This window comes from Micromonospora sp. DT228, from assembly GCF_049841595.1.
Taxonomy (GTDB): domain Bacteria; phylum Actinomycetota; class Actinomycetes; order Mycobacteriales; family Micromonosporaceae; genus Micromonospora.
Map to the genome: position 1 here is coordinate 27,727 of NZ_JBNCKO010000001.1, position 25,181 is coordinate 52,907.

A 25,181-nucleotide genomic window follows, 5' to 3' on the forward strand; every position below is an offset into this window, starting at 1 on the left:
GCCATGGTGCGCCGCCGGATACGACTCGTCGAGCAGATCGCCCAGACGGAGTGCGGCCTGTGCTGCAGCGCCATGCTGCTGAACGCGGCGGGTCTGCCCGTGTCCATCCACGACCTGCGCAGCCGCTACACCGTCGGCCGGGACGGGCTGACGGTCGCCGACCTGGTCCGGGTGCTCACCTCCGAAGGCGGGACACCACACGTCTACCGCACCACGACTGCCGGCGTCGCCGCGCTCGGTCGGCCGGCGATCTGCCACTGGCAGCAGTCGCACTACGTCGTCGTGCTCAGCAACGACCGGCGCGGCGCGACCCTGCTCGACCCGGGCAACGGCCGTCGTCGCGTGAGCGCCGCCGAGTTCGCGGAGGGCTTCTCCGGGCTCGCGATCACGGTCGATCACGGCGTGGCGGCGTACCCGTCGACCCGACGCCGGCCGCTGCTCGCCAGCTTCGCCTTCGCGCAGCGCGGCCGCCTCACGTTGGCGCTTGTCGTGTCACTCGTCTCGGCGCTGCTGCCACTGGGTATCCCCCAGCTGCTGGCCGGGGTGCTGGGCGGCACAACCGAATACGGCACGGGCCTGCTGCTGCTCGGTGCGGGCCTGGCGTTCACCCTCGTGATGTTCCTACGCACGGTCGTCGCGATGGTCGCCTCCGTGGCCGTCGGCCGGTCACTGTCGGTGGCCGTCTTCGACCGTCTGCTCCGGCTGCCGTACGACTTCTGCGAGGTCCGCTCCACCGGTGATCTGCTGTTCACCCTGGACTCGGTACACCAACTTCGGTCGGTGGTCTGCACCGATCTCGTCCAGGCCCTGGTGGGTTCGGTGCTCGCGGCGGTCCTGCTCGGCTGGCTCGGTACGGTCTCGCTGTCCGCGCTGGTGGTGACCTTCGGGTTGGTCGTCGGGACCGTCCTGCTGACGCTGGGCGCCACGACACTCGTCCGGCGGTTCTCGCTGGCCGAGACCCGCGCCCGTGCCCAACTGCAATCCACCCAGGTGTCCGCGATCGCCGGCCTGGAGGCGATCCGCACCAACGGAATGGAGGACACCTACCTGCGCCGCTGGTCCACGGAGAACAACCGCGTCCTGCGGCACTTCGCGGCACTGCAGGCCGTCCAGGGTGCGATCACCGCGGCGACGGCGGGGGTCATGTTCATCGGGCCGATCGCCGTCCTGACCGCCATCACCCACGCTCGCGGCGGCCAGGTCGACGCGGCGACCCTGGTCTCGGTGCAGGCACTCAGCGCGGTGCTTCTCAGCCAGGTCAGCTCGGTGGTGTCGGCGCTGTCGCGGTCGGTGCAGAGCGGCGCGCTGCTGCACCGGGTGGAGGATGTCCTACTCCGCCCGGCCGACGACCGGTTCCAGGGCACCGTACGGCGGGCCCCGGCCGGCGACATCGAGGTCGACAACGTCACCTTCGCCTATGGAACGTTCGCCCGGCCCGTACTGCGCGGCGCCTCGCTGCGCGTGCCGGCCGGCGCCAAGGTCGCCATCGTCGGCCCCTCCGGATGCGGCAAGAGCACCCTCGCCCGGTTGCTCGTCGGTCTGCACCGCCCCACGACCGGGCAGATCCGCATCGGTGGGCACGACATCGGTGACTACGACCGCAACCGCTTCTACGACGCCATCGCCTACGTGCCGCAGAACGTGGAACTCGGCCACGGCACCATCCGCGACAACATCGTCTGGGGCTGCGGCGACGTCGACGACGCACGGGTCCTCGAAGCCGCAGGGCAGGTCGGGCTGCACGAGCAGGTGGACGCGCTGCCGCTCGGCTACCACACCCCGGTCGCCGCCCTCGGCAAGAACTTCTCCGGCGGGCAGCGGCAACGCATCGCGCTCGCCCGCGCCGCCCTGAAGCGGGCATCCATCGTGGTGCTCGACGAGGCGACCAGTTCCCTCGACAACGTCTCCCAGTCGTTGGTCACGTCCCACTTCGACGATCTGGGGACCACCCGCGTCGTCATCGCACACCGGCTCACCTCGGTCGTCGACGCGGACCTCATCGTGGTGATGCGGGACGGCGAGGTCGTCGAGGCCGGCACGCACGACGACCTGTGCGCGCGGGGCGGCCTGTACCTCTCCCTGTACGCGAGCGACGGCCCCGACCGGGTCCTGGTGCCCGCCGGCGGTCGCACGCCGAGCAACGGAACGGATGGAGCGCGATGATTGACGTGCAACGACTGACGAAGCGCTTCGGTGCGGTGACAGCGGTCGACGAGCTGTCCTTCACCGTGCGACCCGGCATCGTCACCGGTTTCCTAGGTCCGAACGGCGCCGGCAAGTCGACCACCATGCGCATGATCCTCGGCCTGGACCGCCCGACGTCCGGCCGCGCGACCGTCGACGGACGACCGTACGGCGAGATTGACAGGCCCGCTCGGCACGTCGGTGCCGTGCTCGACGCCAACTGGGTGCATCCCAACCGCTCGGCGCGCAGCCACCTGCGTTGGATCGCCGCAGCCAACGCGATTCCGACGAGCCGCGTCGACGCCGTGCTCGAACAGGTCGGCCTCACCCCGGTGGCCAGGCGCAGTGTCGGCGCGTTCTCGCTCGGCATGCGCCAGCGGCTGGGCATCGCCGGCGCCCTGCTGGGTGAGCCTGGCGTCCTCATCCTTGACGAACCGGCGAACGGCCTCGACCCGGACGGCATCCTCTGGCTCCGTCGGCTCGTCCGCGACTACGCGGCCGGGGGCCGCACGGTGCTGCTCTCCAGTCACCTGCTCGCCGAGGTGGCCGGCACGGTCGACCAGATCATCCTGATCGGCAAGGGCCGGTTGATCGCGGACCAGCCGATCGCGGACTTCCTCGCGGCGTCCGGCCCGGCCGAGGTCCGGGCCCGGGTCGACCGTCCGGACCACCTGCACGCCGCCCTGGCGAAGCAGAACCTTCCGGTACGCGCGGAGACCGATGACCAGGGCCGCCCGGTCCTCGTCGTCGTCGGTGCCGCGACCGACGAGGTGGGCACCCTGGCCAGAGCGGCCGACTGCACCGTCTGGGAGTTGTTCACCAACCGGATCTCGCTGGAGGAGGCCTTCCTGAAGGCCACCGACGAGGCCGTCGAGTACCGCGGCCCCGGCGCCACGCCACACCTCATCGGGGAAGGGACCTCACGATGATCCAGACACTGCATGCCGAGTGGCTGAAGCTGCGCTCGACCCGATCGCCCTACCTCTGCCTGCTGAGCGTCGTCGCCGCGACCGTGCTGATCGCCGCCGCCCTGGGTTCGCTCGGGCGCAGCCAACACACCGCGCCGATTCCGAGCCAGGTGCTCGCCGGCCTGCTCGGTTACGGCCTCATCATCCTCATGGTGCTCGGCGGCATGAGCGTCAGCAACGAGTACGGCAACGGCACCATCCGGGTGTCGCTCGCGGTGCAGCGCGGTCGTACCCGGATCCTCGCCGCCAAAGCGGTGCTGATCGCCGTGTTGTCCGCCGTCGTCGCCGCCGCCCTCACTCCGGTCGCGCTCGTGGTGGGCGCCGCGGTGTCCGGCTATCCGATTCCGTCGACCGGCGGCGTACACCGGCTCTACTGGGGCGTCCCACTGATCGCGGCTCTCGCCGGGGCCGGCGCGGTAGGGCTGGCCTTCCTGATCCGGCGCACCGCCGGCCTGGTGGCAGTCGTGATCATCTGGCCGCTGCTGCTGGAGGGACTGGCCAGCTTGATTCCCGAGTTCGGGGACCGGATCGCCACGTTCCTGCCCTTCGCGAACGCCCACTTTTTCCTTGGTGACAGGCAGGGTCTGCCGTTCACCTGGTCACCGACCGTCGCCCTGATCATTTTCACCGGAGTGGTGGCGGTGTTACTCGGAGCAGCCGGCTGGACCCTCAACCGGCGCGACGTCTAGATAGCCCGCTCCGCGGGCCGACCGCACACGCGTACGACACATGGGAGGAAGAATGCGAGTAAGCCGTAAGGCAGCAACCCTGGCAGCAACGGCGGCGGTCGCGGCGATCGCCTGGGCGAGCCCGGCGCAGGCGGCATCGACGGCCACGGTTCCGGGAGGGTTTCAGGCCGCCCGGGGCTCGGCGACGGCCAGCGGCACCCTGGTGTTCCGGGCCGGCTGGCCCGGCTCCTACAGCGTCACCGGAACGCTTACCGTCTCCGAGAACGACGGCCAGTGCTACTACGTGCGGTACTACCTGCCGACAAGCCTGCTCGGCACCGGGGTGAACTCAAGCCGTCAATGCGGTCCCGGGGCGGTTCCGATGCAACGCACCCTGGGCGTTCAGCTGGTCAACTACGGCGTCGTCCTGGCCCTCTGCAGCACCACGCCGGGCGCGCCGGAGGAGGCCACGTTCGTTGCGCCCGGGGCGAACTGCACCATCATCTGACACCGCCCCGGAACGTCCGCCGGTCCACTTGTTCCCCCTCAAGTGGACCGGCGGGCCTTTTCCTGCCCCCTGGTAGCAACTAATTGCGGGCTGATCACCATCGGCACGGGTGGTCGGATGAGGTGCAGCGTTCGTCACGAACGGCGCCTCGTCGAAAGGCACGACATGAAATCACTCGCATCCGTCATATCCGTGGTCACCCTGCTGATCGCCGTCGGCGGCGGCACCAATACCCCGCAGGCCGCACCACCGGCGGAGGCCGGCTACGTCCCGCCCGCCGTCTCCTGGGGAACCTGCGAGAACGCAGTACTGGCAAGCGTGGGCGTGCAGTGCGGCTTCGTCGAGGTGCCCCTCGACTACGACCGCCCGGACGGCACGAAGATCAAGCTGGCCGTGTCCCGGTTGCGGCACGCCTCCCCGGACGCGCAGTACCAGGGCGTCATGCTGGTCAACCCGGGCGGCCCCGGCGGATCCGGACTGCTGTTCTCCGTCCTCGGCGCCTACGTGCCCGGCGGCGCGGGCATGTCCTACGACTGGATCGGCTTCGACCCGCGCGGCGTCGGCGCAAGCCAGCCCTCCCTGACCTGCGACGGAAACCACGTCGGCTACAACCGGCCGTACTACGTGCCGATCACCCCGAAGCTGGAGAAGACCTGGCTCGATCGGACGAAGGCCTACGCCGAGGCGTGCGACCGGGCCGGCGGCGAGTTGCTCGACCACCTCAAGACGACCGACTCGGCCGCGGACATGGAGAGCATCCGCAAGGCACTCGGACAGACCCAGATCAATTACTACGGCTTCTCGTACGGCACCTACCTCGGCCAGGTCTACGCCACCCGCTACCCCGACCGGGTCCGACGCATGGTGCTGGACGGCAACGTCGATCCCCGTACGGTCTGGTACCAGACGAACCTGAACCAGGACCTCGGCTTCGACCGCAACATCAAGATCTTCTTCCAGTGGATCGCCGACCACGACGACGTGTACCACCTGGGCACGTCCGGCAACGCGGTGGAGAGGCGCTACTACGCCGAGCAGGCAAAGCTGATCAACAAACCAGCCGGCGGCGTCATCGGCCCCGACGAGTGGGCGGACACGTTCCTACCGGCGGCGTATTTCGTCGTCGGCTGGCCGGCCATCGCCGAGGCATTCTCCGGATACGTCAACAACGGAGACTGGCAGACAGTGCGGGCGTTGTACGACTCCGGCAACCCTCACGGTCCCGGCACGGACAACGTCACCGCCGTCTACCTCGGCGTGGAATGCACCGACGCCCCGTGGCCGACCCAGTGGAGCCGCTGGCGGACCGACAGCTGGCTGACCTTCGCCAAGGCCCCGTTCGAGACGTGGGACAACACCTGGTTCAACGCACCGTGCCTCAACTGGGGAGCAGCACCCGGCACGCCGGTCACGGTGACCGGTGCCGACGTCCCGCCAATCCTGCTCATCGGGGAGACGCTGGACGCCGCCACGCCGCTCGAAGGCAGTCTCGAAGTACGCAGTCGCTTTCCCCAGTCGGTCCTCATCGAGGGTGTCAACGGCACCCACCATTCCGGGTCACTCACCGGCGTCGCCTGCACCGACCTCAAGATCGCCGCGTACATCGCGACGGGTGAGCTGCCCGCCCGGCTCCCCGGCCGCACGTCCGACGTGAAGTGCGACCCGGTGCCCCGACCGGAACCGGTGGCACGCACGATGTCCTCCAGGGCCGCGACGGTACCGTCCGGCCTTCCCACCCGCGAAGACCTGCAACGACTCATCGGCCGATGATGACACCTCTGCTACGACTACAACGGGTGCTCGCGGGCCAGGTTCGCTGCACAGTGCGGTAGCCGGGCCGGGACATGATCCAGGGGGCATGGCTGATGAGCCATGCCCCCTGGATATCGCTGGTGCGCCGCCAGGGACTCGAACCCCGAACCCGCGGATTAAGAGTCCGCTGCTCTGCCAGTTGAGCTAGCGGCGCTCGCCGGCAACGGGAAGAGACGTTAACACCGCCCCGGACGGTCGCGCCGGCGACCCCATGTCTGGCCGCGCGACCCGGGCGCGGAGGTGCGGATCGCCGGCGTCGGCCCCCTGGTCATCCTGCTACTCGGGGCGCCCTTCGACTCTCGGTGATCATGAGGTTAGCGGCGCGACACGCCGGGGCGAGTGGCTATAACCCCATGATCAACGCGGGCGTGCGCGTGCGCCGGGCCGGGCCGGGCCGGGCCGGGCCGGGCCGGGCCGGGCCGGGCCGGGCCGGGACGGGACGACTGTCGTCCCGGCCCGGGTTGCGGTCACCTGATGGAGAACTCGGCCAGCCGCAGCGGGGAGTCGAACACCAGGTACACGTCGTGGGCGCCGGCGGCGCGGGCCAACTCGGCGGTGACGCTGACGTACCGGTAGTCGTCGCCGGTGCTGGGCACGGTGGCCGTACCGAGCAGCCGACCGGTGGGCGAGCCCAGGCGCACCTGGATCGTGCCGGCTTCCGCGCCGGCCCTGGCGACGGTCGCGGTGAAGGTGTCGGCGCCCGGGCGCAGCGCCGAACCGGCGAACGAGATCCACTGGCCCGCCGCGGTCGCGCCGACGGCCGTACCCTTGGCCTTCGTCTCGTCGACAAGCCGGACCCCGGCGTACCTGTCGAAGTTCTCCGCCCGGGTGGTCCGGGACAGATCCCGGGCCGGGACCGTCTCACCGCGTACCCGAATCGCGGCGCGGGCCCGGATGTCCTCGGCGGACGCCCCCACCAGCAGGTCGTAGGTAGACGATTCGACCACCCACCGGCTCCGGGTCACGTCCCAGTGCGCCAGGTCGGCGGCGGGCAGGCGCAACGTCACGGTCCGGGTCTGCCCGGGTGCGAGGTTCACCCGCTGGAACGCCTTGAGCGCACGGTTCGGGGTCTTGACCCGCGAGGTGCGCTGGTGGGTGTAGAGCTGGACCACCTCGGACCCGGCCCGGCTGCCGGTGTTTGTCACGTCGACGCTCACCGTGATGGTGCCGTCGGCCGCGACCGGCCGGTCGCCGGTGCGGGCCGCACCGTAGCGGAACCGGGAGTACGACAACCCGTAGCCGAACGGGTAGAGCGGCTTCGCGTTGCTGTACAGGTAGGTCTGCCCGGACGAGATGATGTCGTACTCCAGCAGGTCCGGTGGCAGTTGCCCGTCCGAGCGGTACCAGGTCTGGGTCAGCCGGCCGGACGGGTTGCGGTCGCCGAACAGGACGTCGGCCACGGCGTGCCCGGTCTCGGCGCCCGCGTGGGTGGTCCACACGATCGCCGGGACGTGCTCCTGCTCCCAGGTCATGGTGACCGGGTAGCTCGTCTGGAGCACCAGGACGGTACGCGGGTTGGCCCGGACGACGGCCTTGACAAGTGCCTCCTGGCCGGCGCTGAGGGCGGTGGAGGCGCGGTCGTGCGCCTCGCGTCCGTTGATGAACGGGTTGCTGCCCACGACCAGCACGGCGGTGTCGGCCGCCTTGGCCGCCGCCACCGCCCGGTCGATTCCGCTGCTGATCACCTCGCGGCTGAAGCGCGTCGCCGCGGCCGGGGTGGACGCGCCGAGCTTGAGCGCGCCGTCGTCGCCGACCGTGACGTACTTCTCGGCGGCGAACCAACTCTCCTTGGTCTCGTAGCCGGCGTATCGCAGCACCACCGTGCCGTCGTCCTGCGGCTCCAGCTTGAACTGCTGCTGGACGTACCAGCCGTTCGGCTGCTCGTCGCGGGTGATGAACGGCCCCCAGTTGTAGCCGAGGTAACGGCCGTTGGCGGCGTTGCGCAGCGTCACCACGTCCTGGCCCCAGTCCACCACGTCGAACTGGGCGGCGGGCGTCGCCGTGGCACCGGTGGCGGCGACCGGGTCGGCGTCGGTGGTGCCGGTGGCCGTGACGTACCGGCCGGTCGCCGCGTCCTTCAGGGCGATCCGGTCCGCCCCGTCGAGCCCGTTGACGCTCGCGGAGTTGCCCAGCCGCTCGCGGATGCCGTCGAGCGCGGTCACCTGGTACGGCAGGTCACCGCCGTACCAGTCGGAGTAGAGGGTGTCGGCCAGCGGACCGAGCACGGCCACCTTGCGGGTCCGGGCCGGGTCCAGCGGAAGAGCCTGCCGGGAGTTCTTCAGCAGCACCATCGCCTCGCCGGCGGCCTGCCGGGCCAGCCGCTGGTGTTCCGGGCTGTTGATGACGTCCGGGGTGATGCCGCCGTGGCGACCTCCGCCCGGGTCGAACTCGCCCAGCCGGAACCGCACGTTCAGGATCTCCCGGATCCGGGCGTCGATGTCCGCCTCGGTCAGCAGGCCTGTCGCGAGCGCCTGCTTGATGGCCGTCACCGTCGGTTGGGCGTTCGTGTCGTCGGTGATGAAGCTGTTGAGGCCGGCCTTGACGATCGCGGCGTTCGCCTCGGGCTGGGTGGCGTAGTAGCCCTGGGAGGCGACGAGGTTGTTCGGTGCCCAGGCGTCGGTGACGTTCATCAGCGGCTGGTCCGTCCAGCCGCGGACCACGGTGGCCAGGTCCGGATCCACGGTGGCGGGCCGTCCGTTGATCAGGTTGTACGCGGCCATCACGCCGGTCGCCGCATCGGCCGCGATGGCCGGCTTGAACGCGGCGCGCTCGTACTCGTTGAGCACCCGAGGCGGCACGTTCGACGAGGTCACGTCACGCCGGATCTCGTTGTTGTAGGCCAGGTAGTGCTTCAGGGTCGGCGCGCTCTTCAGGTGGTCGGGATCGCCGCCGGTCATCCCCGAGCCGTACGCGGTGGACATCGCGGCGGTGAGCAGCGGGTCCTCGGAGTAGCCCTCCTCGTTGCGGCCCCAGCGGGGGTCGCGCAGCAGGTTGACCACCGGCGCCCAGAGGTTGAGACCCCACACCCGGGGGTTCTGCGCGTGGTAGCCGCGCGCCTCGTCGCCGACGGCCGAGCCGACCCGGTTGATCAGGTCGGTGTTCCAGGTGCTCGCCATGCCCACCGGCTGGGGGAATGTCGTGCCGCGGGCCTTGACGACGGCGCCGTTGTTGTCGATGTCGGTCGACCAGGCCACCCCGTGCAGGGCCTCGGTGCCGGTCTTGAACAGGCCGATGCCCAGCCGGGGAACGGCCGGCTGGTACTGGTGCAGCCAGGAGATCTTCTCGTCCAGGGTGAGCCGGCCGAGCAGGTCGTCGACCCGGGCCGGCACCGGTAGGTGCGGGTCGCGGAAGGGGTAGGTGGGTTCGGCGAGGGCAGTGCCGGGAACGGCCGGTAGGGCCAGCAGGACGAGCGCGAGCACGGCGATTCCGCGCCGAAGGCGCTTGTTCCCCATTTGCTTCTCCTCATGTCGTACGACAGACGCCCAAAGGACGCCCCGACCGGCGTGGCCAGGCTCGACACCCGGCTGACGGGCCTGGACGACGGATCGTCGAAGCGCTTCGACAATCCGGCCGCAACCACCACGGCCATGATTGTTGTGATCCGCGCAACTATAGATGCGCGCCAATGAGCAGGCAATACCCCGGGCGTCCAACCCGGTTCTCTGCACCGAGCACCGCGGGTCTCGGTGCGGCAGGCACGGCGCACCGCGACGGGCACTGGCGCATCGACGGTGCTGTTACCATCGCCGCGGTGTGCGTGACCCGATCATCAATGAGATCCGGTGGAATCCATGCCCTCTGACGGACAGGATCCGTACACTCTCCTCGGCGTGACACGCGATTCGTCGCTCGCGGAGATTCGGGAGCGCTATCTCGTTCTCGTGCAGATCTGGCATCCCGACCGGCATCAGTCCAGCCCGGAGAGTGTCCGCGACGAAGTCACCCGGCAAATGCAGTGGATCAACGCGGCGTACAAGAACCTGACCGACGCCCACGAGCGTGAAGCCCGTGCACGCCAGGCCCGGGATCGACAGAACCGCGAACGCCAGAACCGAGAACGCCAGAACCGTGAACGCCAGGACCGGGAGCGGAAGGACCGTGAACGCCAGAACCGGGAGCGGCAGGACCGGGAGCGGCAGGACCGGGAGCGGCAGGACCGAGAACGCGAGGCCCGGGAACGGCAGGATCCCGAACGTCTGCGCAAGGAACGCCAGGATCGTGAACGCGAGACCCGCGAACGCGAACACCCGAGGGCGCGGTGGACGCACCCCCGATGCGGTGGCACCAGCCAGCAGGGCACGCCGTGGGGCACGACGTCGAGCGTTCAACCGGTGGCGATCGCCCTGCGGCACGGCGAGGTCGGTTACACCCTTCGCGCCTATTTCGACGACCAGCGCGGCGAGGCGGCCTTCCTCGGCGCCCAGGGTCACCTCCTCCTGTTCAGATCCCTCGCCTCGATGCGCACGTATCTGACCCGGGTCGAGGCACATGAACTGTCGGGCGTTCCGGGCTGGGAAAGCCTTCTGGACCGGCTCGGCGACACAACCATCGAGCCCGACGACGAACACTTCTACGAGTTCGACCTCATCCTGCACAGCCTGCGCTTCCCGCCCATGCAGTGGGTGCCGGCACTGTTCATCGCCCACCGGGACATCATCGGCGAGATCGCGGAGGCGTTCAGCCTCGACGACGTGCTGAACCTGCTGGCCGCGGGTTCGCCCCTGGATCAACTCGACGATCTGTTCCGGCGCGCGCACCGGCCACTCGCCGGGTGGGGCGCGCGCCGCCACCTCGCGTCTCTGCAAGGAGCGCAGGCCAGCACGGTGTGGCGAAAAGCGGTCCGCGGGATCGAAGAACGCGTCCGCTGGCTACGGTGAGTCGCCTGCCGGCCATTCGGCCCGGTAGGCGCCACCGACATCGACGTCCACTACGACGACTTTCCGGCCAGATTGGGGGTCTGGCGCCGCACCAGCGCGGCATACCGGCCACCCAGCGCCATCAACTCCTGGTGGTCACCGCGCTCGATGATCTCGCCGTGGTGCAGCACGACGATCTGGTCCGCGTCACTGATCGTGCTGAAACGATGGGCGACCACGATCCTCGTGCAGCCCAGCGACGACAGCTCGTCGGCGATGGCCGCCTCGGTCAGGGCGTCGAGATGGCTCGTCGCCTCGTCGAGCAGCAACACGTTGGTCCTGGAGAGCAGCGCACGGGCGATCGCGATCCGCTGCCGCTGCCCGCCGGAGAGCGAGCCGCCGCCCTCGCCCACCCGGGTCTCCAGACCCATCGGCATCCGCTGGAGATCCGGGAGGAACTGTGCCTTCCCCAACGCGGCGAGAAGCTCGTCGTCGTCGAGGTCCGTGCGTCCGAGGATCAGGTTGTCGCGAATCGAACCACCGAAGATGTACGGGAACTGGGTGACCACACCAAAGCGGTGGCGCAGGGGTTCCAGGTCGTACTCGTCGAGCGTTCGGCCGTCCACCAGCAGCTCGCCGGACGTGGGTGCCAGCATACCGGTGAGCAGACGCACGAGCGTCGTCTTGCCGGAGCCGGTGGAGCCGACGATGGCGACCTTGGTGCCGGCCGCCACCCTCAGGTCGATGTCCCTGAGCACCAGCGGCGCTCCGAGGTCGTACCGGAAATTGATGCCCCGCAGCTCGATGTCGCCGCGGAGGCTGCTCGGCTGGAGGCCCTGAGGGCGGGTCGGCTCGGGCTCCTCGCCCAGGACGTCGTAGATGCGGTCCAGGTGGGAGCCGATCGTCTGCAGGAACCGCAGCCCGCCCATCAGCTGGGTGATGGGTGCGAGGAGGAGGCCGGCGATGACGTTCAGACCGAGCATGGTGCCGAGCGACATCCCGTTGTCGACGACCTGGATGATCCCGAAGATGAGCAGGGTCAGGGGTGCGGCGCTCTGGAAGATGCCCATCGCCGAATCGGTGAACACGTCGACCTGGCGCCGCTTGAACGACGCCTGGACCGAATCGCTGAACCTGTCGTTCCACCTGCGCAGCGCCCACTCGGAGAGCCCGGAGCTCTTCAGGAACTCGGCCCCGGCAAGGGTGTCGATCGCACTGCTCTGCGCCTTCCCGTCGGCGTTGAGTTCACGCTGGGCGCGTTCGTGCACCGGCCGCAGGGTGAGCAGGATGATGCTCGCCTGGGCCACCGCCAGCACCGCGACGATGGCGGCGTGCGAAGGGCTCACCGTCAGCAGGATGACGGCGTAGACGAGGACGAACAGGACGTCCAGCAGCATCGTGAACACCTGCGAGGTGAGCATCTCGCGGACCGCCATGTTGCTGCCCAGGCGGGTCATCAGGTCACCCGCGCCCCGGGTCTGGAAATAGGCGTACGGCAGCCGCATCAGGTGGGTCATGAAACGTCGACCCAGATAGCCGTCGAGATGCCGTTGCAGTAACAGCAACGACATGCCTCGGGACAGCGTGACGAGCCCCTGCGTCAGGACGTACGCCACGACGCAGACCGCGAAGACACGCAGCGTGTCGGCACCCTTGCCGACGAGGTCGTCCACGCCGTACTTCGTCGCCCAGGCCGAGGCGAGGCCGAGCACCTGCACCACGGCGGACAGGGCGATCGCCAGGATGATCAGCCCCGGCGCGAGCCGGAACAGATCACGCATGAACCGGATCGCGAGATGGTCGCGCAACCGGGACCGTTTGTGCTCCAGCTCGGCCGACGCGGTGAACTCCATGATCGTCCCGGAGAAGTCCGCGAAGAACTCCTGTCGGGTCAGTCGCCGCCGGCCCAGCCCCGGGTCGACAACACTGATCCGACGGCGCTCGACCTTCTCGACAACCGTGAAATGGTCCTTGCCCCAGTGGGCGATGGCCGGCAGGCGGACGTCGGCCAGACCTTCGGCGTCCACCCGCAGACCGCGCCCGGTCAGCCCGTAGTCGCCGGCCACCTCGATGATCCGGCGCGCACTGGTGCCGTCGCGGCCGACACCGAACTGGGGCCGCAGTTCCCGGACCTCGGTGGTCCGGCCCAGACCACCGAGCACCATGGCCAGGCAGCTCGGCCCACACTCGGTGGAGTGCGTCTGAATGATCACCGGTACGCGTGGCATGACGCCTCCTCGGTGCCGGCGCTCACCGGGACGACTGCTGCCGGGCGCGGGGAGCGTGCGGTGTTGGGCGGTTCGAGCAGCAGGACGTTCGGCGCCAGGTCCGGGCGGGCGGTCCGGAGCAGGCCGTAACCGATGCCGGCGGCACCCATCAGCAGCCCCGGCACGTGCAGCCCGAGGGGTACGCCGGTCCGCTCCTCGCCCGCGAGGACGGTCTCCGCGACCGACCGCGCGGATCGCCCGGCCAGTGCGGCAAGCGTGCTGTCTCCGGTGTGCCGAGCCGCGCTGAGCAGGGCCTCGACCAGACCGAGGTCGCCGTGGCACAGGCAGTCGTTGCCGGTGCCCGTCAACTGGTCATCGGCCAGGAGATCCCGGCGTACGGTGGCTACCGCGGCGGCGAGGTCCATCCGCACCTCGGGGATGTCGACCGAGTCGAGCATCGCGGCGCGAGCCAGGGCGATACCGGCCGCGCCGTGGCACCACGCGTTCATGAAGACACCCTCCGGCGTGATGTCCCGGTGGTCGGGCCAGTTGCCGGCGGCAGCGTCGTACCGTCGGTGCTCGTACCGGACGGCTCGTCCAGCCGCGTCGATGAAGCGTTGCTCACCCGTCGCCCGGCCGATCTCCGCCAGGGCGTAGGCGAAACCGGAGACGCCGTGTGAGAAGCCGAGCAGGGGTGACCGCGCGCCGACCAGCGCGCGCCAGGCAAGCCCGTCGGCCGACTCCTCGGCGGTGGCGAGGAGTTGTTCACCCGCCAGGTGCAGAGCGACAAGCGTCCGGTCGCTCGGGTCCACCGTGTGCAGCGCACGCAGCGCGAGAGCCGCCCCCGCCGTGCCGGTCATCACGTCGAGGTTGCGGTCCTCGGGGATCCGCCGGGCCAACTCGGACGCCAGTCGACGCGCCTGGGCCAGCAGCGGCTCCGAGCGCCACAGGGCACCGAGGTGCGTCAGCGCGTGCACGTAGCTCCCCAACTCGCCGAAGCCACCGATGTTCAACCTGTCCCGGTCGCGCTCGCGCCAGTCGAGCACCGAGTCGACGTGCCGGCTGAGCATCGTCGCGGTCGCCTCCGCCGCCGATCGGAATCTCAACAGACCGGTCTGCTCGCCGAGCTGGCCCAGGAAAATCGAGATTCCGCAGATTCCGCTGAAGCTGTCGAAACCGGTGGGTATGACGTTCCAGTAACGGTCGGCCACCAGGCCGAGCGTCAGCCACACCGGACGGTGTGGCGACCCACCGACCGCTGTCGACAGGAGTTTGTCGCCGAGACGGATGGCGGCGCGGCAGGCGACCGACTCGTCGACCTCCGCCGCAGGCAGGTCGCGGACACGCGGCTGCGCTTCGCGCTGGCCGTCACCGATCTGCATCGCGGCCATCGACGCGGTCACCGTCCAGCTCTGCTGGCGGAGGTCATCGGCGGAGAGCCGGGCCACCCGGTCCTGGACGAGCGCCAGCCCGCTGTGGGGCAGAAAGTCGGGCACGACGACGACGCCCTGGTCGTCGTGGAGGTCACGTGAGTTGGGCCGGGTCCAGAAGTACGGGATGTCCTGCCGGGCGAGCTGCCGGATCTCGCTCGCCGCGACGGGAACGCTTGCCACCAGTTCGGGGTGGCGGCCGAGGACAACCTCGAACAGACACTCCCGGTCCAGTGCGTCGCCGAGCACTCTGGGGTGCCACGACTCCGAGAGGATTCGGGCGTAGACCATTGTTGGCTGCACGATGACGCGGATCTCGTCGGCGGCGAACGCGGCGATCGGCCCGTCGGCCGCGCTCAGTTCGTTCCGGAGGGTGAGCAGCAGCCGGTAGCAGGACTCGAATCCGGCGACCAGCTCGTCCCGGTACCGTGCCGGATCCACAGTGGCGCCGCCCAGTGTGGGCCGATTGAGTGCCTCGACGATCGCCGCCCGGTCCCTGGTACGCCGCATCTGGTCGGTCCCGACGTCATGCCACCGTGGCACTCGCATCGGCGTGAGCTCACCAGCGCCGCCGGTCATCCCGGACAACTCGGTGGACACCAGATCGTCGCCCTCCTGGCGCAGCAGGCGCTGCGGGAGCAGCCCGATTGCCAACACGGACTCCTCCACGAGTCGTGCCGCCTCCTCCGGTATCCCCGTGACCTGATCGGGCAGGGTCGGCCTGGGTTGCTGGAAGAGCGCCTCCAAATCGACGATCACGGGCTGCTCTCCGGCCGCGATGACGTTCTCAAGGTGGATGTCGGAGCCGCGGAGCAGATAGAGCAGGCTGAGGTACGCGCCCTGGCGCCAGAAGAAGTGTCGCAGCCCTTCCTCGTCGGAGCAGCCCTCCCCGCGGACGAACTCCACCCAGCCGTAGTCGTCACGGTTGAGGATGCGCAGCCGGCGCAGCGGATGGGTCAGCCCCTTCTCGTTGAGCACATCGATCAGCTCGTAGAAATGCGACTCCACGGCGAGGACCCGCGGCTTGTAGACCACCTTGGCACCGCCGGTGAAGGTCAGGATCGCGACGCTGCGTCCACCGCGATGGGTGTCGCCAGCGCCCATCTGAATCTCGACGAGATCGTCGAGCGAGTCGCTGGCCACGCCGAACGCCGCACCCAGGGCGGTCAGATCGGAGAGCGTCCGCGTCGCCAGCTCACGCCGTACGTCCGCCCATTTCTCCAACTCGTCGACGAGTTCCCGGGCGAGCGTCGGGTATCGGGCCAGGATCCGCAGCGCGTACGCGGGGTCTTCGAGCCGCTGCGCGAAGTCGGCGAACCGGTGGCTCGGCGTGTCGCCGGTGAGCGTGCCGTCCCGGCTCGCGAGCCGTAGCTGGACCGCGAGCACCGAGGTAACCATCGCGATGTGGGTGCCGTGGTTCGGCCTGAGCAGGGGGTGCTGGCGTGGCATGACCTGCTGGTGGCCGTGCTCACGGGCGAGCATGGTGAGTTCGGCGTGCAGTCGCGTCTGGTACCACGAGGACAGTGGGTGGACCAGTGCCAGGAACGCCGCGGACGGACCGTATTCACCGAGCGTCTCGTCGTCGAGCGGGGGACGCTCTGCCGCCTCGACCGACCAGGCCTGCGCGATGGTGGTCAACCACGACAGTTCCTCGGGCAGGCGGGCTCGCAGGTTGTCGGGCGTTTCGCCGAGCAGCAGGATCAGCTCCTCCTCACCCAGCCCGGATTCGCGCCACCGGGAGAGGTCCGGTTCGAGGCCGCCGGTCACCGCCCTTTCGGTCTGCCAGGCCGAGAGGCGGCGGGCGCCCCGATCACGTGGCTCAGCGGCCGGGGGCACCGGCCGGGTTCTCCGCTCGTCGAGTCGCAACGCGGCCCACCAGTCCGCGCTAGCCAACACATCAAAACTGTTGTCGGTCCTGGGGCCAGTTGCGGTAATGGGCGAGACCATCATTGCTCCATTTCGGTCGTCACTGTCTACGGAAAGCCGGGTGGGCGGAAACCGTTGCCGATTTCCGCCCATCCAGGTCGACGATCGGGTTGCCGATCGCCGTTCGGCAGGTCAGCAGCAGCCCACGCTGGCCACGCCACAGGTGCCGCAGAGGGTGTTGCGGGTGCAGGCCAGAAGCGTGACCACCGGGATTACGGTGGGGTGCGTGCCGCCGTTGACGTCGTCGAACTCGAGATCCGTCAGGTCCATCTCGCCGATCGAGTCGTCCATGAAGTCCTCGTTGCCGGTCATGATTAACCTTCCCTTTCGACAGTAGTTCCGCCGTTGTTCTGGCTGAGCGAAATCAGCTTCGCAAAGCCGAGTCGACTGGCGGTCCGGCTGCGGTCGACGCCCGTATCGGTTCAGGTATAGCGTCGGTAGATTCCGGGTGACAGGCCCTTGACCGCAAGCAGAGCCAACGTCAAACATGGACTCACCGCCGTTCGGACGCATTGCTTTCTGGTTGAGCCGAGGGGTGTTTGGTAAATGCCTTCATCCCCCGTAAGCGTCGGTTCTCCGACGGCGCTCTTCGTCGCCAATTCGGGCGAGAAGCAGTGGACCACCCTGATGAATCCCGACCGAGGAGGAATGTCATGACTGAAGCAGTGAAGGCGTGGAAGGATCCCATCTACCGTGCGACGCTCACCGACGCCGACCTCGCCGCGCTTCCCGCTCACCCGGTCGGCGACGTCGAGCTCGACGAGTTGGGCCTCGACGAGACCCGGGGCTTCGGCAGCGAGGCCAACATGACCTTCGGTTGCTGCCAGACCCAGATCATCACGTTCCGCACCTGCTTCACCTGCGGCTGCTGATCGCGCCGCGTCGGCACCTGTTGACGAGGGAGTCGCGCCGGTCTTCGCCTGGTGCCGCTCGTTCGTGAATCCACCCGGGGGTGGGCACCGCAACCAGTGCCCACCCCCGGAACCGTGCAGCCGCGAGCCGCACGAGACCAGGAGCGGCCAGCGCTCATCGCGTTTCGATCTCACCGCCGAGGCAGGACACCATGTTTGATCACATTCTCGATGCGCCCGACTGGTGGCGTGGCCTGACACTGACGCAGCGGGCCGAGGGGCACGTATCGGTCGGCAGCGAGCAACTCGACCATGGCCGGCGACGCCGCGAAGCCTGGCAGGACGGCCGGATCCTGCGGGGACGGGCCATCGCACTGGACCGCTGGGATCGACTCGGGCTGACCGAGGAGCGTCTCGTCGAGTTGCTCGCCGAGCCCGCCGAATCGCTCGCCGCGCGTTTCCCCGGCCGGCCGCCGTGGGTGGAGGTCATCGCCGATGCCTGGCGGCGGTTCGGGCCGGCCGAACCGCCGGAGCCGGTGTCCGTCGGCGCGCAGCCCGATGATGGCCCGGGGCAGGCGCCTGGTCTGCGTCCGGAGGACACCCAGAAGGCGGTGTACCTCACCGGGATCGCGCCGTTGCTGGCCTGGTGCCGCGACGAGTTGACGGTCCGGTTGGCCGAACAGTCCGCCCGCCAGGGGGTCGACGAGGAACTGTCGCCCGGCCATCCCCTATGCGCGCCGCCGACGGCTCAGCTCATCCCGATGATCATCCCCGTCATGATCCTGGAGGTGCACGTCGCCCGGTTGGAAGGTCGCCTGGTCGGGGAGTCATCGGCGGAGCGGATGGCCTCGTTCGTCGAGCAACTCCGTGAGCCAGCCACCGCACTGGCCATCCTCGCCGAGTACCCGGTGCTCGCCCGGGAACTGGTCCGCTGTGTGCGGACGACGGTGCGGGTCAGACTCGAGTTTGCCGCCCAGTTCCTCGCCGATCTGCCGGCGATCCGGGAGACGTTCGGTGGTGGCTGGCAGGGGCTGGCGGACCTGGCGGACGTCGACTTCGGTCGGGGGGACACGCACGCCGGCGGGCGCAGCGTGGCGATCCTGACCTTCACCGACGGCCGCAAGCTCGTGTACAAGCCGCGCAGCCTGCAGGTCGAGATCCACTTCAACCAGGTGCTGCGCTGGCTCAACGCCAAGGGTCTCCGTCATCCACTGCGACCGTTGGTCGTGCTCGACCGTGGTGGGCACGGCTGGGTGGAGTACGTGGCGCCGGAGTCGTGTCAGGACGAGGAGCAGGTGGACCGGTTCTTCTGGCGACACGGCGCCTACCTTGCGCTCATCTACGCCCTCTGCGGTTCCGACATGCACCTGGAGAACGTGATCGCGGCCGGAGAACACCCGGTCATCGTCGATCTTGAGGCGCTCTTCCAGACCGCTCCCCGGCTCACCGCCGACACACCGCCGCCCCTCGTCGCCGGAGCCGCGCCTCGGGTGGTCCGGGATTCGGTGCTCCGGATCGGACTACTGCCCGAACGCATCATCGCCGTCGACGAGGACGGCGTATACGACGCCGAGGTCAGCGGCCTCGCCGGTGGTGGCGGGCAGCTCTCTCCGCTGCGCGTCCCGACGTACGCCGACAGCGGCACCGACCAGGTGCGGGTGGTACGCGCCCGAACGAGGATGCCGGAAACCGACAACCGTGCACGCCTGACCGGGCGACCGGTCGACCCCCTGGCCCACGCGGACGTTCTCACCGCTGGCTTCGAGGACTGCTACCGCCTCATCCGCGCGCAGCGCGAGGAACTGCTCGCCGCCGGCGGCGTGATCGAGGCGTTCGAGAACGACGAGGTGCGTTTCATCCCACGGCCCACGCTCACCTACGTCCGATTGCAGCACGAGACCTGGCATCCGGACCTGCTTCGCGACGGACTCGACCGGGAGATCTTCACCGAGGCGTTGTCGGCCGGCTTCGCCGATGTGCCCGACCGCGACCTCCTGCTGGCGAGCGAGCAGCGCCAGATCGCCGAGCAGGACGTGCCGTCCTTCCACACCACCCCCGGATCCACGGACCTGCACGACGGGTACGGCCTTGTCGCGACAGGCTTCCTGGAGAGCAGCGGGATGGCGGCGGTGCGCAGGCGCCTGACGGAGTTCGGCGACGACGATCTGCGCAGCCAACTCTGGTGCATCCGGGCCTCGATGTCCGGCCTCACGGTGGGCGCGCTGCGCGCCGCGCCGGTCGAGTCCCGGGCCCTGCCCTCCCCACCACTCGATGCGGAGTTGGCGGTCCGGGCCGCGCGGTCGGTCGGCGACCTGCTGCTGGACGCCGCGATGATCACCGAAGCGGACGCGCCGTCCTGGCTCTCGCTGAACTTCCTCGGCGACCGTTACTGGACGGTCGGCCACGCCGGCCTCGATCTCTACAGCGGGGTCACCGGTATCGCGCTCTTCCTGGCGCAGCTCGGAGCGGTCACCGGCGACGAGCGGTTCCAGCGTCCCGCCGAGCAGTTGGTCGCCCAACTGGTCGACGTGACCGGGCAACTGGCCACCACCGCGGACCGTGGAGCGACGCTGTCGATCGGCGGGTTCGGTGAGCTCGGTGGCCTGGTCTACGTGCTGAGCCAACTCGCCGAGCTGTGGTGCGAACCGGCACTGCTCGACGCGGCCCACCAGGCCGCCCTGCTGTGCCGACCCCGGATCGCCGAGGACACCACCCTCGACGTCATCGGTGGGACCGCCGGGACCGCCCTGGCCATCCTCACGCTCCATCGCCTCCGACCCGACGACTGGACCGTCGACTGCCTCCGGGAGGCCGGGGCGAGGTTGGCCGCCCGCGCCGTGCCCGTCCCGGGCGGGACCGGTTGGATAACCGAGTTCGAGGCCGAGCGTTCGTTGCTCGGGTTCGCCCACGGCGCCAGCGGCATCGCGTACGCGTTGGCCAGCATCGCCGAGGTGACCGGCGAGGAGCAGTTGAACGAGCTGTGCGGGCAGGCGTTGCACTTCGAGCGGCACCACCTGTCGCGTACCCGCGGGAACTGGCCCGATCTACGGACGATCAGTGGTCCGGACGCCTTCATGGACGCCTGGTGCCACGGCGCCGGCGGAATCGCGATGACCCGCGCCGCCATGCTCCGCCTTCCGGGTCTCGCTCCCTGGCACGACCTCGCCCGAGCGGATCTGGACGTCGCGATCGGGACGGTGTGCGAAGACCTCGTCGTCGACGGCAGGTACGTGGGCATCGGCAACGACTCCATCTGCCACGGTGATCTCGGGTTGGTCGAGACGTTGCTGACGACGGGCTCGGTACTCGCCGACCCGACGCTGACGCTCGTCGGTCGTCAGGCCGCGCGGGCGGTCGCCGAACAGGTCGTCGCGGGCGGCGCTCGGCCGGGTGTACCGCAGGGCGTCACCACCCCCGGCCTGCTGATGGGGCTCGCCGGAATCGGCTACGGACTCCTCCGCACGGTAATGCCGGAGCGGATCCCGAACGTCCTGCTGCTCGATCCGATCGGTCTCGCCGACCGGCCGGGCACCAGCGACGGTAACCGCACCGCCTCCGCCGTGCCAGTGCCGGCCGCCTGACCCGGCCGCCGTGCCGACACCCGGGATGTGAACCAGGTGTCGGCACCGAGGCCCGGGTTTCCCGGTCAGTGCTGGGACGCCGACTCCGAGCCGAACGGAACGGCACTCGACGACGGCCGGTCCAACAGATCCTCGTCGCACAGGATCGCCTGGTGCAACTGCTGCGCCTCGGCACTCGGGTGGAGGCCGAGTTCGTCGTCCAGGGTGCGATTGAGATCTCGGAAGGCCTCGAGCGCATCGGCACGTCGGCCGGAACGGAAGAGCGCCAGCATCAGGTGGACGCGGAGTTGCTCGCGCAGGGGGTGGACGGCGACAAGCGTCTCGATCACCGGGGTGAGCCGGGCGTGTTGCCCGCAGATCAGCTCGGCTTCGATCCAGGCCTCCATCGCGGACAGTCGGCAGCCCTCCAGCCGGTTGGCCTCCGCACCGGTCGCAAGCGTGTCGGGGACGTCGACCAGCGCCGGCCCGCGCCACAGCGCCAGCGCCCGGCGCAGGACCCTGGCGGCGGTCTCGGCGTCGCCGTCGGCAAGCGCACGCTGTCCGAGTGCCGCGAGGTCGATGAAGCGGTCCCCGTCCACGTCGTCCCGATCCGCGGTGAGCAGGTAGCCCGGCGCGCGCGTGCACAACTGTCGCCCGTCCGGGTCGCCCAGGGCCCGGCGCACCTGGTGAACGTACTGCTGGATCAACTTCGCCGCGGTGCGCGGAGCCGAGCACGGCCAGAGCTGCTGGCAGAGCGCGTCGGTCGAGACGACCTGGTTGGCGTTCACCAGCAGTACGGCGAGCACCGCCCGACACTTGGCCTGCGGCAGTGAGATCCAGTCACCGGCACTGCGGACCTCGACCGGACCGAGCATCCGGTACCGCAGTGGGGGGTCGTCATGGGCTGGTTCGTGCGGCGCGTAACCGTTGGCTCGCGGCGCCCAGTTGAGATCAAGGGTGCGGTCGTCAAGCACAGCTTCCTCCCCGTTGCATAGCCCTGCCGGTCGGTGGCACCGGGTCCAGTCCAGTCGGCCTCCACTCGACACCGAAAAGCTGATTGGCGTCCGAGCCGCGTCAATTACCTTGATCCTGGGGCTCGATATCGTCCGCGGACCGGAGCCGAATCAGGCGAGAGCCCCACCAGGCCGAAGTTATGACGGCAGACTCAACCCTGCAAGCTGGGCAGTGTTTGCGAATGTTCGGGAGTGTTCGAGATTCACCTGACCTGCTGTTACCGCGTGCGCGAAACGCGGTCGACGACCCGGGGCCGCAGGGGCAGACGAGGACCGGATCGCCTGTACGTCAAGGGTTCGGGCATCGGACAGCCGGCCGTTGGCGGCCCCCTCGGCGCTCCTCCCCAGCTCAAAATTCCAGCAAGCCTCGCGGCTCCTCGTTGACGCGTCCGGGCATATCTTCGAGGCTTGGTCAGCAAGCGCGTCTCGGCACCGCCACGCGGTGTCAGCGGATGCACTGAGTCGATAATTCGGGGAAGATCAGCAGATGGAGCCCGACCTTTACGGTAGTCCACCGGCACCCGAGGGCACGGCCACCGCAATGGAGTTCGTCGGCGCGCTGCGGCAGTTGCGCCTCTGGTCAGGCTTCACATACCGACAACTCGCGGCAAACGCGGCGGCCTCCGGGGAGATACTCCCATTCGGCACGATCGCTTCCGTGCTGAGCCGCACCAGCCTGCCGAGGCGGGAGTTCGTGGCGTCGTTCGTCCGGGCCTGCGGCCTGGACGAAGCGTCGGTCGCCCGATGGGTACGGGAGCGCAACGCGCTCGTGGTCGACACCGCACAGGCGGGTTCCGGTGCCGTTCGGGACGAGGGGTCCGACGTGCTGCCCGGCGAACCGGCCTGGCCGGCACCGGCCATGCTCCCACCGGACATCGCCGATTTCACCGGACGCGCCGTCGAGGTGCGGACGCTTGTCGACCGACTGACCGCCGAGCACGCCAGCGGCTGCGCGCCCGCCGCGCTGCCGGTCACCACCATCGCGGGCATGGGCGGGGTGGGCAAGACCGCACTCGCGACGCACGTCGCGCACCTGGTCCGGGCGGCGTACCCGGATGGTCAGCTCTGGGCCAACCTGACGAACGCGGATGCCAGCCCGGTAGACCCGGCAGAGGTGTTGGGTCGGTTTCTGCGGGCGCTCGGCATGCCGTACCGCGCCATCCCGGCCTGCCCGGCGGAGCGCGCCGAGGCGTACCGGACCCGGACGGCCAACCGCCGGGTGTTGGTGGTGCTGGACAACGCGGTCTCCGAGGAGCAGGTCCGGTCCCTGCTGCCCGGTGCGGCCCCGTGTGCCGTGCTGATCACCGGTCGGGCCCGGCTGACCGGAGTCGAGGGCATCCGGCGGATCGACCTCGACGTGTTTCCGCCCACCGAGGCGGTCCAGTTCCTGGCCCGGCTCGCCGACGACGAACGGGTGGTGGGGCAGGAAACGGCGGCGGCCGATCTGGTGGAGCTGTGTGGGTACCTACCCCTCGCGGTGCGGATCGCCGGGGCACGCCTGGCCGCGCGGCCCACCCTGCAACTCGCGCATCTCGTCGGACTGCTCGGCGACGAACAGCGGCGCCTGGACTGGCTGGTGACCGGAGACCTGGCAGTACGGGCCTCCCTGGCCTCCAGCTACCGGGCGCTGGCGCCGGAGTCCCGCCGCCTGTTCCGACTGCTCGGCCTCTTCGAGGTGCCGGACTTTGCCGCGACACTGGCCGCCACGGTCCTCCAATGTCGGGTGGAACAGGCGATCGAGCACGTCGAAGCCCTCGTCGACGCCCAACTCCTCACCGTGGACGCACTTGACGTCGCCGGGCAGACCCGGTACCGGTTCCACGACCTGACGCGGCTCTTCGCCGCCAGGTGCGCCGAGTTGGAGGAGGCACCAGGCGAACGCGCGCAGGCGGTGCAGCGTGGGCTGGGCGGCTGGCTGGCGCTGGCGCGACGGATGGCCCGATGGATCCCGGGCCCCTGCTACGCGGCCATCAGTGGCCACGCTCGCCACACCACGCTCGACTGGGCGGACGACTACACCGAGCGTGTCTCCCCCGCGGACTGGTTCGACGCCGAGTGCGCCGCGCTCCAGGCGGGAGTCCGCCAAGCGTGCCGGCTCGGCCTCGACGACCTGGCGTTCGACCTGGCCGGCAGTCTGGAGAAGTACTTCGACCTGCGTGGCAGGTACACCGAGTGGACACACCTCAACACCGAGGTGTTGGCGGTCTGCCGCGTCGCCGGCAACCGGTTGGGTGAGGCCGTGATGCTCCGCGGTCTGCTCGACGTGAGCACCTGGATCACCGACAGCCGCGACGGTGACGTGATGGCCCGATCGAGTGTCGAGGCCCGCCGCCTGTTGGAGATGTTCACCGCCCTAAAGCACGACGCGGGCGCCTCCGACGCCGCCGTCATGTACTCGTGGGCACTGAGCGCCGGCGGCGCCTACGCGGAGGCGGTGGCCGTGGCGACCCGCGCGCTGACCCTGGCCGAACGCTCGGATCATCTCGGCGGTCAGGCGCGGAGCAACCTCGCGCTGGCCATGGCCTACTACGAGCAACAACACGTCGACCTCGCCATCGGCCACGGTGTCGCCGCACTGGAGAACGCGCGCGCGTTGGGCAACATGCGCTGGGTCGCCACCGGTCTGCAGTACCTCGGGATCGCCTACCGGCAACTCGGTGACCACGACACCAGCGAGCGGATGCTCAACGAGTCGCTGGCCATCTCCCGCGCGCACCGCGATCACTACCCGGAGGTGCTCACCGTCCTCGCACTGGCGCGCCTGCACCTGGAACGCGGCGACAGCGCGGCGCGCGAGGCCGCCGAGACCGCCCTGCTGCTCAGCCGCAAGTACCACATGCGGCACCATCTCGCCGAGGCGTACGCGATCCTCGGTGAGATCGAGCTGCGGGACGGCCGTTCCGCCCGCGCGATTCGGCATCTCGAGGCTTCCGTCGCCATCTGGCGGACCCGGGGATGGCACTCCTTCCAGGCGGCTTCGCTGACGACCCTGGGGAAGGCGTACCTCGGCATCGACGCGCGTGCGGCTCGACAGAACTTCGTCGACGCCGAGGCCCTCTACGCCCAGCTCGGCTACACCGACAAGGTCATCGAGCTGAAAGTGCTTGTCGAGAGCACATTGGATCGCCAGGGACCGTCACTGCGTCTCACGTGACGCGGCTCCGAGCCGAAGCGTTCGGCGCCATGGAATCCGTGGAG

General features: G+C 69.6%; 15 protein-coding genes and 1 tRNA gene. 10 read left to right on the forward strand and 6 right to left on the reverse strand.

Annotation, left to right across the window (positions count from 1 at the left end):
• Nucleotides 1–3: 3 nt before the first annotated feature.
• The 5 genes from ACLQ29_RS00120 (at nucleotide 4) to ACLQ29_RS00140 (ending at nucleotide 6,098) form a co-directional block, all read left to right on the forward strand.
• Nucleotides 4–2,163 (forward strand): peptidase domain-containing ABC transporter, encoded by a 2,160-nt coding sequence (locus ACLQ29_RS00120; protein WP_425770143.1) that lies wholly within the window; start codon nucleotides 4–6, stop codon nucleotides 2,161–2,163.
• The gene (locus ACLQ29_RS00125; protein WP_425769621.1) at nucleotides 2,160–3,113 is read left to right on the forward strand and encodes an ABC transporter ATP-binding protein; all 954 of its coding nucleotides are present in this window, start codon (nucleotides 2,160–2,162) and stop codon (nucleotides 3,111–3,113) included. Before ACLQ29_RS00120 ends, ACLQ29_RS00125 begins: the two co-directional genes overlap by 4 nt.
• Nucleotides 3,110–3,841 (forward strand): ABC transporter permease, encoded by a 732-nt coding sequence (locus tag ACLQ29_RS00130; RefSeq protein ID WP_425769622.1) that lies wholly within the window; start codon nucleotides 3,110–3,112, stop codon nucleotides 3,839–3,841. The genes ACLQ29_RS00125 and ACLQ29_RS00130 overlap by 4 nt, the downstream gene beginning before the upstream one ends.
• 52 nt (nucleotides 3,842–3,893) lie before the next feature.
• A complete protein-coding gene (locus ACLQ29_RS00135) occupies nucleotides 3,894–4,328 on the forward strand; it encodes a hypothetical protein (RefSeq protein ID WP_425769623.1) in 435 nt (144 codons plus the stop codon).
• Nucleotides 4,329–4,493: 165 nt separating this feature from the next.
• On the forward strand, nucleotides 4,494–6,098 hold the full coding sequence (locus tag ACLQ29_RS00140) for an alpha/beta fold hydrolase (protein ID WP_425769624.1): 1,605 nt from the start codon (nucleotides 4,494–4,496) through the stop codon (nucleotides 6,096–6,098).
• A gap of 120 nt (nucleotides 6,099–6,218) precedes the next feature.
• On the opposite strand, the gene ACLQ29_RS00145 is transcribed toward ACLQ29_RS00140, so the two are convergent.
• Nucleotides 6,219–6,294, reverse strand: a tRNA-Lys gene (locus ACLQ29_RS00145).
• A gap of 313 nt (nucleotides 6,295–6,607) precedes the next feature.
• Nucleotides 6,608–9,592, reverse strand: coding sequence for a glycoside hydrolase family 3 C-terminal domain-containing protein (locus ACLQ29_RS00150; RefSeq protein WP_425769625.1), 2,985 nt, complete (start codon nucleotides 9,590–9,592; stop codon nucleotides 6,608–6,610).
• A gap of 12 nt (nucleotides 9,593–9,604) precedes the next feature.
• Between ACLQ29_RS00150 and ACLQ29_RS00155 the strand changes: the two genes are divergently transcribed.
• Together ACLQ29_RS00155 and ACLQ29_RS00160 are read left to right on the forward strand one after the other, a co-directional pair.
• Nucleotides 9,605–9,769: a hypothetical protein gene (locus ACLQ29_RS00155; RefSeq protein ID WP_425769626.1), complete on the forward strand. Its 165-nt coding sequence runs from the start codon at nucleotides 9,605–9,607 to the stop codon at nucleotides 9,767–9,769.
• 162 nt (nucleotides 9,770–9,931) lie between these two features.
• A complete protein-coding gene (locus tag ACLQ29_RS00160) occupies nucleotides 9,932–11,017 on the forward strand; it encodes a J domain-containing protein (RefSeq protein WP_425769627.1) in 1,086 nt (361 codons plus the stop codon).
• Between the two features lie 50 nt (nucleotides 11,018–11,067).
• Here the strand turns inward: ACLQ29_RS00160 and ACLQ29_RS00165 are convergent, their stop codons facing one another.
• The 3 genes from ACLQ29_RS00165 to ACLQ29_RS00175 all read right to left on the reverse strand — a co-directional run bounded on the left by ACLQ29_RS00165 (nucleotide 11,068) and on the right by ACLQ29_RS00175 (nucleotide 16,871).
• The gene (locus ACLQ29_RS00165; protein ID WP_425769628.1) at nucleotides 11,068–13,224 is read right to left on the reverse strand and encodes a peptidase domain-containing ABC transporter; all 2,157 of its coding nucleotides are present in this window, start codon (nucleotides 13,222–13,224) and stop codon (nucleotides 11,068–11,070) included.
• Nucleotides 13,206–16,529 (reverse strand): type 2 lanthipeptide synthetase LanM family protein, encoded by a 3,324-nt coding sequence (locus tag ACLQ29_RS00170; protein WP_425769629.1) that lies wholly within the window; start codon nucleotides 16,527–16,529, stop codon nucleotides 13,206–13,208. Before ACLQ29_RS00170 ends, ACLQ29_RS00165 begins: the two co-directional genes overlap by 19 nt.
• Before the next feature lie 162 nt (nucleotides 16,530–16,691).
• Nucleotides 16,692–16,871: a hypothetical protein gene (locus tag ACLQ29_RS00175; RefSeq protein ID WP_425769630.1), complete on the reverse strand. Its 180-nt coding sequence runs from the start codon at nucleotides 16,869–16,871 to the stop codon at nucleotides 16,692–16,694.
• A 341-nt stretch (nucleotides 16,872–17,212) separates the two neighbouring features.
• Between ACLQ29_RS00175 and ACLQ29_RS00180 the strand changes: the two genes are divergently transcribed.
• The gene (locus tag ACLQ29_RS00180; protein ID WP_425769631.1) at nucleotides 17,213–17,431 is read left to right on the forward strand and encodes a mersacidin/lichenicidin family type 2 lantibiotic; all 219 of its coding nucleotides are present in this window, start codon (nucleotides 17,213–17,215) and stop codon (nucleotides 17,429–17,431) included.
• Nucleotides 17,432–17,622: 191 nt separating this feature from the next.
• On the forward strand, nucleotides 17,623–20,991 hold the full coding sequence (locus ACLQ29_RS00185) for a type 2 lanthipeptide synthetase LanM family protein (RefSeq protein WP_425769632.1): 3,369 nt from the start codon (nucleotides 17,623–17,625) through the stop codon (nucleotides 20,989–20,991).
• A gap of 65 nt (nucleotides 20,992–21,056) precedes the next feature.
• Here ACLQ29_RS00185 and ACLQ29_RS00190 read toward each other — a convergent pair whose 3' ends face one another.
• Nucleotides 21,057–21,944 carry an AfsR/SARP family transcriptional regulator gene (locus ACLQ29_RS00190; RefSeq protein WP_425769633.1) on the reverse strand — a complete coding sequence of 296 codons (888 nt, stop codon included), beginning with the start codon at nucleotides 21,942–21,944 and terminating at the stop codon, nucleotides 21,057–21,059.
• Nucleotides 21,945–22,470: 526 nt separating this feature from the next.
• Between ACLQ29_RS00190 and ACLQ29_RS00195 the strand changes: the two genes are divergently transcribed.
• A complete protein-coding gene (locus ACLQ29_RS00195) occupies nucleotides 22,471–25,137 on the forward strand; it encodes an ATP-binding protein (RefSeq protein WP_425769634.1) in 2,667 nt (888 codons plus the stop codon).
• The last annotated feature ends 44 nt before the right edge of the window (nucleotides 25,138–25,181 follow it).

What these genes read in the sequence shown, in the direction of transcription:
- ACLQ29_RS00140 (WP_425769624.1), top strand. Translation starts at nt 4,494, where the DNA reads ATGAAATCACTCGCATCCGTCATATCCGTGGTCACCCTGCTGATCGCC.
- ACLQ29_RS00155 (WP_425769626.1), top strand. Translation starts at nt 9,605, where the DNA reads ATGTCGTACGACAGACGCCCAAAGGACGCCCCGACCGGCGTGGCCAGG.
- ACLQ29_RS00125 (WP_425769621.1), top strand. Translation starts at nt 2,160, where the DNA reads ATGATTGACGTGCAACGACTGACGAAGCGCTTCGGTGCGGTGACAGCG.
- ACLQ29_RS00185 (WP_425769632.1), top strand. Translation starts at nt 17,623, where the DNA reads ATGTTTGATCACATTCTCGATGCGCCCGACTGGTGGCGTGGCCTGACA.
- ACLQ29_RS00130 (WP_425769622.1), top strand. Translation starts at nt 3,110, where the DNA reads ATGATCCAGACACTGCATGCCGAGTGGCTGAAGCTGCGCTCGACCCGA.
- ACLQ29_RS00150 (WP_425769625.1), bottom strand. Translation starts at nt 9,592, where the DNA reads ATGGGGAACAAGCGCCTTCGGCGCGGAATCGCCGTGCTCGCGCTCGTC.
- ACLQ29_RS00175 (WP_425769630.1), bottom strand. Translation starts at nt 16,871, where the DNA reads ATGACCGGCAACGAGGACTTCATGGACGACTCGATCGGCGAGATGGAC.
- ACLQ29_RS00165 (WP_425769628.1), bottom strand. Translation starts at nt 13,224, where the DNA reads ATGCCACGCGTACCGGTGATCATTCAGACGCACTCCACCGAGTGTGGG.
- ACLQ29_RS00135 (WP_425769623.1), top strand. Translation starts at nt 3,894, where the DNA reads ATGCGAGTAAGCCGTAAGGCAGCAACCCTGGCAGCAACGGCGGCGGTC.
- ACLQ29_RS00160 (WP_425769627.1), top strand. Translation starts at nt 9,932, where the DNA reads ATGCCCTCTGACGGACAGGATCCGTACACTCTCCTCGGCGTGACACGC.
- ACLQ29_RS00120 (WP_425770143.1), top strand. Translation starts at nt 4, where the DNA reads ATGGTGCGCCGCCGGATACGACTCGTCGAGCAGATCGCCCAGACGGAG.
- ACLQ29_RS00180 (WP_425769631.1), top strand. Translation starts at nt 17,213, where the DNA reads ATGACTGAAGCAGTGAAGGCGTGGAAGGATCCCATCTACCGTGCGACG.
- ACLQ29_RS00195 (WP_425769634.1), top strand. Translation starts at nt 22,471, where the DNA reads ATGGAGCCCGACCTTTACGGTAGTCCACCGGCACCCGAGGGCACGGCC.